We start from the raw sequence: 11,750 nt of genomic DNA on the forward strand, positions 1-11,750 counted from the left end.
CTCTATTATTTAGCATAAGCTTAACAACCCATGCTGACTCACTACGAATGAGTGCGACGGAGTTTGCAAAAGATCCAGCCAAAGTAAGTGCATTACAAAAAGGGTTGGAAAAAATGCGAGCAAATAATAATGCTCCCCCCTTATCACCGGAGTTTCGTACAAGCTTTAATTACTGGGCCAATACGCATGGTTATTTTGGTACAGGTACACATGCAACAGACAAAGATTATTATGTTAATCAATACCGTATGCCACAGTGCTTACAGATATATAGTAAAGCAGTATGTGATAGCTACTATAAACATATTCAAAATTCAACAGTCCCAAATGATGGCTTTACCGACGAAGTTTGGGGCACGTGCCAACATAGCACTCCAACTTACGACAATCTAAACTTCTTACCGTGGCACCGTATAATGCTTTATTTTTACGAGCGAACAGTACGTAAATATGTTGGGCAAGATTACTCCCTTCCTTATTGGGACTATTACGAAGAAAAAGCGGCTAATGGTAAAGGGTTAGCACTGCCTAAGTTGGTCCGCGGTAAACAAGCGGGTACTTTATATGATCAGTTCCGTACCCCGGGTTTAAATACCAACATCAGCGCCATAGATCCAGACAATGCCAGCGCTGCTCAAGCATTTAAATCTGATAATTTTCAATGGTTTTCGAAACAGTTACAATCTCAACCTCATGGTATAATGCACTGTGCAGTAGGTAAAAACTGTGCACTACCAGATATGGGATTTGTGCCTATTGCGGGCTTAGACCCTGTATTTTATATGCACCATGCCAATATAGACCGCTTGTGGCAATGCTGGCTAAATAAAAAAGCAAATGGGCAACCGATTACACTTGAGTGGGCAAAGAAAAATTTAGGTATGCCAGATAGTTGGTATGACACTCGATATACATTTGCAGATGAAAATGGCAATAAAGTCACCATGACCATTGCTGATGTATTTACCCCTGGTAAAATTCCAGTGCGATATACCAATGAAAATGCTTGTAAAGTTGAAGCTACTGTCATGAGTAGTAAAAGTGCAGGAAAAGCAAACTTATTTAAAATGAATCATAAGCCAGTGAGCAGCAATAAAACCATTAAGCTTATGGGTGTAACTCAAAAAGTAGCTTTAACACCTCAAACGGCGACTTTCTTAAAAAACTCTAGTCAACTTTCTCAAACAACGCTCTCATCAGGACAAACCTATTTAATCCTAGATAATGTTCAAATGATTGGTACTCCAAATTTAACCTATAAGATTTATCTATCTCCAAAAAACAAACCTCAGCAAAAGGTTTACGTCTCTACAATTAACTATTTCGGTGTACTAGATCATGATCATGGCGGACACTCGAGTAAAGGTGCTATGGGTCAATTGATCTATCAAGTCAGTGACCAAGTTAAGCAATTAGGCATGGCTGCTGAAGACTTAGAAGTTCAGTTTGTTGCTACTGATTTAACGCTTGATCAAGTGAAGGAAAAAGTAAGTTCTCAAGGCTTAAGTATTTCTCAAGTTCGCTTAGAAACTTCAAAATAATAATTAAGGGAGAGGCCTGATTTTTTCAGGCCTATATTCATTATGAAAATAGCTCATTTAATATTATGCACACCTCTAACTTTAGTGAGTTGGTGTGTATCAGCAAATGATTCTTCTGAACGTATATTAGAAGACCCACCCGATATGACTGTCGCGCGTAAACATGTTGCATTACTTGCTGCACCCAACCCGACAGTGTCATCAACAAATGCACCACAAATGCAATCTTCAAATAATGAAGCATTATTTACTTGGGAAGTTAAAAAAACGAGGAACAGACTTTGGAACCCAGCGACAAATCGTTATGACGAAGTTGTTTTACGTAGTTATCAAGGTACAGATACACAGCCTAATACGCCTTATATTGCTCCGACGATTGAAGTATTTCCCGGAGAAACTGTACGAGCAAACTTAGATAACCAACTTGATATAGACCCGATTACTCACAAAAAATTTCCTAAAGACCCAAGTTGTACTGGCGATCATTTTGATGTGAATAAACCCCATTGTTTTGATGGCACCAACATGCACACTCACGGTTTATGGATTAACCCAGCAGGAAATAGTGATAACGTTTTAGTTTCAATTAATCCGGGTGTGAATTTCCAATATGAATACAACATTCCACCCGATCATCCAGCCGGAACGTTTTGGTATCATCCACATCGACATGGTTCAACCGCTATTCAAGTTGCAAGTGGTATGGCCGGTGCTTTAATTATTCGTGGCTATCGTCAGCCTACCCCAAATAAGACAGGTGATTTAGATTTACTCACTTATGGTTTTAAAGAAAGAACCCTCGTTTTTCAGCAAATCCAATATGCTTGCTATGATGCTAACGGAAAAATCGAAACCGATAAAAATGGCAACTATATTTGCCCAAACAATCAAATTGGTGAAATTAGAGATTATCAAGGTTTTGGACCCGGCGATTGGGGGGATTCAGGACGATATACAAGCATTAATGGTGAAGTACAACCTTTCATTACTCAAGCGGTTGCAGGACAAGTTGAGCGTTGGCGAATGGTACATGCAGGTGTCCGCGACAGTATCAACTTAAGCGTTCGTCAAATGCAGAATATTCCTTCAAAACTCAATTTAACACCAATAGGTGAAAAGAAATTATTAAGTGAAAGTTGTATAGGGCCTATTGTGAGCCAACACCTGATTGCAGCCGATGGTCTAACCTTTAAACAGGTCATGGATAAAACAGTAACCGTCTTTCAACCGGGTTACCGTTTCGATGCCTTAATGCAATTCCCACAAGAAGGTCGTTATTGTTTAATTGATGAAGCGGCTTCGGCTTCAGCTAACGTAGACCGTACATTTTCGCAAAGACACTTATTGGGTATCATTCAAGTCAATAAAGCCACTTCAACACCTCAATCTTTAACAATCGCGTTAAGCAATAATGCAGCACGCAATATTGCCCCAGATATGCGTCCCGCAGTGCTTAAAGATTTAGAACAAAATCTGAAACTCAGTCATTTTGTTCCTCATCAGGACTTACCAGCTACACCGTATAGACAATTTTTAGAATTTAATATTGATACCAAGGCTAATCCAACTCAGTTTCAGGTGAATGGAAAACCATACAAACCAGACCGAATTGACCGTACGCTCGAGTTAGGTAAAACCGATGAATGGATACTCACCTCTAAATTAGCCAGCCACCCTTTTCATATTCATGTAAACCCATTTCAAGTGGTGGCAGTGTATGACCCTAACGGTAAAGATGTAAGTGATATAAATGCCGTTGATGACTATGACAAAACAGCTGCCCCTGACCCACAATACCGCGGTCTAAAAGGGACATGGAAAGATACAATCTGGGTTAAAAACGTGCAAGGGGCCAGTTATAAAGTTATTGTTAGAACCAAGTACGAACGCTACATCGGAGACTTTGTATTGCACTGCCATATTTTAGATCATGAAGATCAAGGCATGATGCAAAATATTCGAATTAGTCTTTCAGATGGAAATGGTGGTATTTCCCAAGGCCATCACTAGTTTTGGACTGTAATACTACTTTTTTATTCGAAAAAAACCGCTTATTCTAAAATAAGCGGTTTTTTGAATATTAATTCTGATATTTAAATGTTTTCTATTCTTGTAGGAAAATAAACATTAAGGAGTCAAGATAACTTGAATAATAAGTTATCGAGTTATTAAATAATGTCTTATAAATAAGATCTTAAAGCATTAGCAGAAAACATATAATTTACCAAGTAGTAAAAACTGTCTGATAATGAGACCAAACAGTATGCCTAAACACTATTCAAATAATTTAATAGTGGTTATAGCTCAATTAACATCAAGATGAATAAGTCGTTATAATCCAGCCCAACACCTGATAGACATTATCTTCTGATGCTGACCCACTCATCCTTCTGGCGTAGTCTTTTCCGTTTAATTCATATTTATGCTGGTATTTTTATTGCACCATTGATATTAGTCGCGGCAATCACTGGCTTGCTCTATGCAATTACGCCACAACTTGAACAGGCGATTTATAAAGATGTTCTATATGTTGAACCACTGAATCAAACTTCACATAAGCTGAGCCAGCAAATTGAAGCCGCAAAGCAAGTAATGCCTAAGTCTGCACAGGTGATTGAAGTTAGACCAGCCCCAAGTGCTGACCAAACAACCCGTATAATTTTCTCAGACCCCATCCATCATTTTACAAGTGAAGCAGTTTTTATTGATCCTTTTACGCTTCAAGCCAAAGGTCACCTACCTGTCTATGGTACAAGCGGGGTTCTACCGTTTCGAACTACACTCGATCAGTTACATAGCAACTTATTACTTGGAAAATGGGGTCGTTTTTATAGTGAACTGGCAGCAAGTTGGTTAGCCATTTTGACTTTAACTGGACTATATAATTGGTGGAAACGTCGTCAAAATCTTAAAATCAGACAAACACACAGAAATAGATTATTGAAATGGCATAGCACACTTGGTTTATTCTTATTTCCACTCTTATTAATAATCGCCATTACGGGTCTTACATGGTCCGAGTGGGCCGGAGATAATATTCGGGTCGCTCGTCAGTGGCTTAACTGGCAAACCCCAACATTGGCAACTTCCCTTCAAGAAGATAATTTACCTACAGTGATGCACCATGAACATCATGACATGCCGCACAGTGAAAATCTTAATTTAAATATTGTTTCAAATGAGTTTGATAGCGTTCTTTCAATAGCCAGAGCACATGGTATTGACGCAGCACAAATACAAATCAAACCACCCACCAGTGGAAATCAAGCTTGGGAAGTGGCCGAGATTCAGCGTAAATGGCCAACTCAAGCAGATAGCATCGCAATTGATATGGAACAACATAAAGTCGTCGATCAACTTGCTTTTAAAGACTATTCACTGGTGGCAAAGCTAACTCGTTGGGGAGTTGATGCCCATATTGGTATTTTATTTGGCTGGATAAACCAATTAGTTCTCGCGCTTTATGCACTTGCGCTTTGTATTATGATTATTTATGCATATAGGGCTGCGTTTAAAAATTCGAATTTGAAACTTATGACAACTCACTTTGTTGGGCAAAGCTTATTAGTTTGGAACCGTGCAACTGGCTCACAAAAATTATGTTTAATACTAGCGAGCATAGTATTAGGAATAAGCTTACCTGTTTTTGGTTTTAGTATTTTATTTACGCTATTCATCCTTACAATGCGTAAATATATTCCTTCTAAACCATAAATCTTAAAAAAAGGAGCTAGGCTCAAAATTTGCCTAACTCCTTTTTAATCAAAAGTTCCAAGTCAAAGATAAAGTGGCCTTCAGCGGCTCTCCGGGTTGCACCCATTCATCGGTATAACTCGAAACGTAATAGTCCTTATCGAACACGTTATCAATATTCAATTGTGCCCGTAAATCAGGACGAACTTGTACATAGCCCCCAATATTTACTACTGTAAATTCCGGTAAACTGGTTCCATTGTCTATGTAGTTAGCACTACGCTTACCAAAATAGTTAATTGTGCCGACCAAACCAGCCGCTCTTCCCAATAGTTCAAACTGGTAGTCCGCATTTAAATTGGCGGTGTGCCTCGGAATATTTTTAAGACGAGCACCTTTTGTATCAACTTCGCTTTCAATGACCGATGCCTTTGTAAAAGTATAATTGGCTCCCACCCGAAGATGATCATTGAATTGATGTTTTAACTCGACTTCTACACCATGGCTCTGTACACGACCACTATCTACATAAGTATCGGTAATGCCTTCAGTCAATAGATGTTGTTTATCTAAATCAAAATAGGTCAGTCCAAACCAGCTTTGCGGTAGATATTCGTATTTAGCTCCAATTTCCCAACTTTGAGTTTTCTCTGGGTCATAAAGTTGATTTTCTTTATTAAGCCCCGTATTTAATTCGAAAGATTTACCCCAGTTGCTATACAAAGCAAGCTTTGTCGTAGTTTGATAGTTCACTCCCACACGTGGACTAAACGGCGTAAAGTCCTGTTGATCTGAAAGTCCTGTTTTATAGTCATCAATTTGTTGTTCCAGACGATTAAAACGCCCCCCAATCAGTACATTCCATTGAGGATTTAAAAAGATCTGATCTTGTAAATTCACTCCCAACATATTTTGGGTTTCTTTCGTATTTTTCGTGGTTCTAGCCAACGCTAAAATATTTTGCCCATACACTGGATTGTAAATATTAATCGGGCTTGATGTACCCACGGCATTACGCAGTTGAATTTGATCTATGGTGTAGTGTCCAGCTTCAACATTTGCAACAAGTTCGTGTTTTACCGCTCCTGTATTAAACTTCCCGCGCAGAATTGACTGAAGCTGAAATGTATCTGTTTCAAATTGACGGTAACGTCTAAAACGGTTTGCGGTTTGGCCATCTGCAGCAATGCTTGAAATTTCAGTTGAGGTTCCTGCCCGCTCCCCATGGTTATAGCTAAGAGCAGTGGTGTTATTCCAGTTTTCATTAAATTGATGATTCAAACGTAACTGATACATCTGATCTTTAACCTTAATGTCACCATCCGATGGCTCGCCTAAAAAGGTCTTTTTATTGACAACAAACTGACCATTAACCATCGGGACACCACGATCAAAAACACCTTGGTGTTCGGAAAACTCAGTGTCGAGATTTAGTTGTGTTTGATCTGATATTTTCCATGCAAGCTGTGGAGCAACAAAGTAATGTTGACTATCGACATGATCTCTAAAACTTTGGTTATTTTCATAAGCCAATCCCAAGCGATAAACCACTGCATCGCTTAATGCACCTGTACTGTCTAGAGAAGCCCGATATTCTTCTAAAGTACTGCCACTTAAACTCACCTCATTTTTTTGCGTCCACTCGGGTTGTTTAGTTGTAATGTTCATAATGCCACCAATAGCACCCTGCCCATACATGGCAGCCATTGGACCTTTTAAGAAATCAATTGCTTGGATATTGACCATGTCTCTTGGAGTATGGATGCCACTTAAAGAACTCAGACCATTGCGTAAATAGCTGGTTCCCATATTGGGGTCTGTACTAAAGCCGCGAAACGAGTAGTTATCCCAAAAACCTCCACCATAGCTGTCCTGATAAACCACGCCATTCACTCGTGATAATGCATCACTCACCCGCTGAATATTATTGTTCTTAATATCTTGTTCCGACACATGGGACTTGGTAAATGGAACATTCAATAAACCATGTTCAAATTGAGTTAATGCTGTTGAAGAAATAGAAGTTTCCGTAGCATCTTCAGCTTTGATGGTAATTTTTTCTAACTCAGCAATCAGTTGATCAGTTTGGCTTTGCGCCATTGCTGACATAGAAAATTGAGCAAACAAAATACTCCACGCAAGTGGATTGAGTAAAAATTTAGACATGACAAACTCTGTTTAGTAATGAATGAGGGACTTATCTGTACCCATTAACCAATTAAGCAAAACAAAGTTGTGCAGGTGGAGCACGCCCCTGAGGTGAGAGAAATAAGCGCCGTAAATAAAATAATATATAAGTGAGGGTTGCCAATATAATTAAGCGAACCGTCACTCCAATTTCAAATAAAGATAATTTGAAGCCATCAATTGTGGCTATGTGACTATACAAATAACAAAAATGACAACCTGTGTTTGAATCGTGGTGAGTGCTTTTATCTAGAAGCTTTTTATTTGAATTAATTTTTAGATGATGAGAGGAATGTTGCTCAGAATTCATTTTTGAATGATTCATCACTTCTACAATTTGCTCACATACCGCTTGCTGATGCATTTCATTGGGTAATAGGCTTTGCCAGAACACAAAGTTCTGTAGCAATATTGCTAGCAAGCCAATTATGGTCCCAAACCGATACATGAAAAATCATTCTCATCAATGTAGGTCGGAAAATAACATAATTTCATTCAAATCATTAGCGTTTTTTATTTGAACCCGCACTCGATCAAGAAAAGAGCAATATCACTACAGCAATATAATCAAAGAATTACGCAACCTGCACCAAAAAATAATCTAGCAACCTTTCTCTGTCATCTACGCTATTTGAATCTAAAAGCTGAACCATCGCTCCATCAATCACAAACAAGAACATGTGGGCATCTCGTTGTGAAGCATTTGCATGAGTTATTAAAAGTAAAATGTAGATTTCTTTAAGTAAAAGTAGTTATAGAATATAGTTTTAGGTACTTTTGCAGATTCAATAATTTGATCAATACCAGCACTGTGAAAAACCATATTTATCAATTCAATTATTTAGATTACGCATGCGTTTTATATCTCTGAGCGGTGGTTCCCCAAACATTCGAGCATACTCTCTATTAAACTGAGTAACACTTTCATAACCAACACGTATAGCAGCATTACCCGCATCTATACCTTCATAGAACATCCAATGCCGCGCATCTTGCAAACGCAAATTTTTTAAATATTGCAAAGGGCTTAACCCTGTAATGGTTCGGAAATGTTGCCGAAAAGTAGATGAACTCATGTGTGCTTTTTCTGCTAATTCATTAACTGAAATATTATTTGTATAGTTTAATTTAATCCAAGCAATGACTTTGGAAATTTGTTGGCTAGGTGATCCTTCAGCAGCAAGACTCTGGAGCATTGGTCCATGCTCTCCATCCAGTAACCTGATAATAATTTCCCGTTGAATTAATGGTGCAATAAACGGAATTTTTGTTGGTTCATTTAATAATCTAACTAACCGTGTTAAAGCATCAAGTAATCCCTCATCTAATTCTATAATCGACATCGCTCTTGAAGGAGTGTATTTCCAAATCATTGAAGGATTCATTTCTGTAGCAATTTGCACGATTAAATTTGCATCCAGATCTAAACGTAACCCTAAATATGGCTCTGTTATTGTGGCCTGAGTTACGTAAGATACAACTGGTAAGTCAATTGTATTAATGAGTGCTTGCCCAGAGCCATACTCGAAAGCCTTTTCTCCAAGTGTTACGCACTTTCCGCCTTGAATTACTACTCCTAAACCTAGGCCAAAGATACAAGGCATTGGATCAGTCGGTGTACTACGACAATAAATAGATAATACTGGAAGTTCTGTAGTGTAATCTCCATCGTTTTGAGCAATATTTTGAATTGAAGATAAGAGATGACTATATACAATGGACTTATTCATTTTTACTCCATGACCAAAAAATCAGGATTTCAATATAGGATTTAAGATTAACAGATTAAAAATGAATTATTTATGTTTTTGCCACCTCTCATCATATTAGGCAAGAATTAAAGCAGATTTGGCAACCTAAATTAGCGTTCTTCCGTGCAAACTAATACCTTAATTTATGCAGATAAAATTAGGCTAAGTCTGATGAAAAAAGTATTGATTATTAATACACATCAATTCTATGAAGGGATGTCTACTGGCACCTTAAATAATTCAGTAGTTGAAATCATGAAAGAAACGATGACCAATCTGGGTTGTGAAGTTCAGCTTACTCATATTGAAAAAGGCTATGATATCAACGAAGAAGTGAATAAACACTTATGGGCTGATTTGATTATTACTCAGTCTCCCGTGTATTGGTTTGGTTCTCCGTGGATCTATAAGAAATATGTTGATGAAGTCTTTACTGAAGGTTTAAAACAGGGAACATTCTTAGCCGACGACGGACGTACTCGAAATGATCCATCTAAGCAATATGGTACAGGTGGAAAGCTTTTTGGTAAAAAGTACATGTTATCGCTAACTTGGAATGCTCCACGAGAGGCATTTAATAACTCTGAGCAAAAGTTATTTGACGGTAGATCTGTTGATGATGTCTTTATCCACAATACATCAAATTATAAATTTTGTGGTGTTGAAGTATTACCGACATTTTCTTTCTTTGATGTATTTAAAGAACCTCAAATTAGCAAAGATATCGAGAATCTAAAACAGAAACTCATCCAAATTTTTGATTGATTTTCCTCTGAGACTAATAACATGAAAACTAGCAAATCTAATGTCTTTAACAAAAGACGGGTAACAGATAAATTAAAGTTGAACAATTTAGTTAGAAAAGGATTTTTAATTTCAGCTCTAGCTTTTGGCACCGTTATTTTTACGGCTCAAGCCACTTTTGCAGTAGAAGTAAAAACCAAGATAAACTCAGAAATGAATCAAAAAAATATCCGTCACGTAACTTTCAAAAATGGCCAAATCATAATGGCTGGTGATTTGTATTTACCGGATAACTTTAATGAGAAAAAACAATATCCAACAATTATTGTGGCTCATCCCGGAGGCGGTGTAAAAGAGCAAACAGCTAGTTTATATGCAAAAAAGCTGTCAAAAAAAGGGTTTATCACCCTAGCATTTGATGCCTCGCATCAAGGTGAAAGTGGTGGTGAACCCAGATTTTTAGAAAACCCAGCTGAACGTGTAGAAGATTTTCGAAGTAGTGTAGATTATCTCACCACATTAAATTTCGTTGATAAAGATCGTATTGCTGTACTTGGAATATGTGCAGGTGGTGGATATGGCATTAATGCAGCAATGACAGAACATCGAATTAAAGCTGTAGGTACTGTAAGTGCTTTTGATATTGGTTTAGGGTTCCGTAAAGGTTGGCATGGTGATGGGACTTTATCAGATCAATTAAAACTACTTGATGAAGTTGCTAAGCAACGTACTCTTGAAGCAAATGGTGCTAAGCCTTTATATATCAATTACGTTCCAGAAAAAATAGATGCAAATACACCTCGTGATTTAAGGCAAGCTTATGAATATTATAGAACCCCACGTGGACAACATAAAAATTCTGGAAATCAGTTATTATTTTCAAGTGTAGATAAAATTATTGCATTTGATGCCACAGATAATATTCAAGAATTACTTACACAGCCTCTACTGTTGATAGCAGGTAGTGATGCCGAATCATTATGGCACAGTAAACATTTCTACGATTTAGCCAAATCTAAAAAAGAGCTATTTCTAGTTGACCATGCAACCCATATGACAATGTATGATCAACCTGATCATGTTAATAAAGCAGTTGAGAAACTTGCTTCTTTTTACAATGCAAATCTTTAATTTTTACCTTAATACGTTGAACTATGTAAAAGCGCTTTTACATAGTTTTATATATTTACCATCTTCTTATCAATAAGTGAGCTGGCTTAAAACCAATACTTCACTTTACCCAACCCCCACTAAAAAATAATCTAGCAACCTTTCCCTGTCATCTACACTATTTGAATCTAAAAGCTGAACCATCGCCCCATCAATCACAAATAAAAACATGTGGGCATCAGGTTTTGAGGCCGTACTTTTTACCGTTAAAAGTAAATTATAAATTTCATTGATTAACCAGTTTCGATAGTTAACTACAACCTGATAAGCCTTGGGATGCGTTTTTGCAATTTCAAAAATGGCCTTAAATGGCAAATGATAAAGCCCTTCTAAATCTGCATGTAAAAAGTAAATTTTGCGAAGTTTTTCAATTACGGTTAAATCTTTCTGAACATAGATGATTGAAAGCACCTCTTCTTTTAATCCATCTTTTTGAAAGGTCAGACTCATTTCAATGAGGCGTTCTTTTGAGTGAAAGTAATTATAAAACGTGGCTTTCGGCATCTTTGCTGCTTCAATAATTCGGTCTACTCCGACCTTATGAAAGCCATAATTATTAAAAAGGTTCCGAGAGGTATGTAGTGCGCTTAAAGCACGAGATGGGAGATCTGAATGTGGCATAATTTTACCATTTTAAAATAAATTATTGTTGTATATAAATGAG

The 11,750-nt window shown here is 37.4% G+C and carries 9 protein-coding genes and 1 pseudogene; 5 read left to right on the forward strand and 5 right to left on the reverse strand.

Going from position 1 to position 11,750, the window contains the following annotated elements; genetic code table 11:
- From NL42_RS14245 to NL42_RS14255, 3 genes are all read left to right on the forward strand, one after another.
- Positions 1–1,541, forward strand: a 1,541-nt coding sequence (locus NL42_RS14245; RefSeq protein WP_461313232.1) for a tyrosinase family protein, incomplete at its 5' end; no start/stop codon positions are given.
- Between the two features lie 42 nt (positions 1,542–1,583).
- Positions 1,584–3,551 (forward strand): multicopper oxidase family protein, encoded by a 1,968-nt coding sequence (locus NL42_RS14250; protein ID WP_461313233.1) that lies wholly within the window; start codon positions 1,584–1,586, stop codon positions 3,549–3,551.
- A gap of 360 nt (positions 3,552–3,911) precedes the next feature.
- The gene (locus NL42_RS14255) at positions 3,912–5,255 is read left to right on the forward strand and encodes a PepSY-associated TM helix domain-containing protein (RefSeq protein ID WP_461313234.1); all 1,344 of its coding nucleotides are present in this window, start codon (positions 3,912–3,914) and stop codon (positions 5,253–5,255) included.
- Positions 5,256–5,303: 48 nt separating this feature from the next.
- On the opposite strand, the gene NL42_RS14260 is transcribed toward NL42_RS14255, so the two are convergent.
- From NL42_RS14260 to NL42_RS14275, 4 genes and pseudogenes are all read right to left on the reverse strand, one after another.
- Positions 5,304–7,400 carry a TonB-dependent receptor gene (locus tag NL42_RS14260; RefSeq protein ID WP_461313235.1) on the reverse strand — a complete coding sequence of 699 codons (2,097 nt, stop codon included), beginning with the start codon at positions 7,398–7,400 and terminating at the stop codon, positions 5,304–5,306.
- 52 nt (positions 7,401–7,452) lie between these two features.
- On the reverse strand, positions 7,453–7,869 hold the full coding sequence (locus NL42_RS14265; protein ID WP_461313236.1) for a DUF2946 domain-containing protein: 417 nt from the start codon (positions 7,867–7,869) through the stop codon (positions 7,453–7,455).
- Between the two features lie 127 nt (positions 7,870–7,996).
- Positions 7,997–8,167, reverse strand: a pseudogene (locus tag NL42_RS14270) (TetR/AcrR family transcriptional regulator); the annotation flags it as partial.
- An 87-nt stretch (positions 8,168–8,254) separates the two neighbouring features.
- The gene (locus NL42_RS14275) at positions 8,255–9,151 is read right to left on the reverse strand and encodes an AraC family transcriptional regulator (RefSeq protein ID WP_461313237.1); all 897 of its coding nucleotides are present in this window, start codon (positions 9,149–9,151) and stop codon (positions 8,255–8,257) included.
- 192 nt (positions 9,152–9,343) lie between these two features.
- On the opposite strand from NL42_RS14275, the gene NL42_RS14280 reads away from it, so the two are divergent.
- Positions 9,344–9,937, forward strand: coding sequence for an NAD(P)H-dependent oxidoreductase (locus NL42_RS14280; protein ID WP_336168065.1), 594 nt, complete (start codon positions 9,344–9,346; stop codon positions 9,935–9,937).
- 192 nt (positions 9,938–10,129) lie between these two features.
- The gene (locus NL42_RS14285; RefSeq protein WP_461313238.1) at positions 10,130–11,047 is read left to right on the forward strand and encodes an alpha/beta hydrolase; all 918 of its coding nucleotides are present in this window, start codon (positions 10,130–10,132) and stop codon (positions 11,045–11,047) included.
- A 105-nt stretch (positions 11,048–11,152) separates the two neighbouring features.
- On the opposite strand, the gene NL42_RS14290 is transcribed toward NL42_RS14285, so the two are convergent.
- Positions 11,153–11,707, reverse strand: coding sequence for a TetR/AcrR family transcriptional regulator (locus NL42_RS14290; RefSeq protein WP_461313239.1), 555 nt, complete (start codon positions 11,705–11,707; stop codon positions 11,153–11,155).
- Positions 11,708–11,750: the final 43 nt, after the last annotated feature.

It is taken from the genome of Acinetobacter sp. GN11 (genome assembly GCF_054823985.1).

Excerpts from the sequence above, each read along its gene's own strand:
- NL42_RS14250 (WP_461313233.1), top strand. The coding sequence starts at position 1,584 with ATGAAAATAGCTCATTTAATATTATGCACACCTCTAACTTTAGTGAGT.
- NL42_RS14255 (WP_461313234.1), top strand. The coding sequence starts at position 3,912 with ATGCTGACCCACTCATCCTTCTGGCGTAGTCTTTTCCGTTTAATTCAT.
- NL42_RS14260 (WP_461313235.1), bottom strand. The coding sequence starts at position 7,400 with ATGTCTAAATTTTTACTCAATCCACTTGCGTGGAGTATTTTGTTTGCT.
- NL42_RS14265 (WP_461313236.1), bottom strand. The coding sequence starts at position 7,869 with ATGTATCGGTTTGGGACCATAATTGGCTTGCTAGCAATATTGCTACAG.
- NL42_RS14275 (WP_461313237.1), bottom strand. The coding sequence starts at position 9,151 with ATGAATAAGTCCATTGTATATAGTCATCTCTTATCTTCAATTCAAAAT.
- NL42_RS14280 (WP_336168065.1), top strand. The coding sequence starts at position 9,344 with ATGAAAAAAGTATTGATTATTAATACACATCAATTCTATGAAGGGATG.
- NL42_RS14285 (WP_461313238.1), top strand. The coding sequence starts at position 10,130 with ATGAATCAAAAAAATATCCGTCACGTAACTTTCAAAAATGGCCAAATC.
- NL42_RS14290 (WP_461313239.1), bottom strand. The coding sequence starts at position 11,707 with ATGCCACATTCAGATCTCCCATCTCGTGCTTTAAGCGCACTACATACC.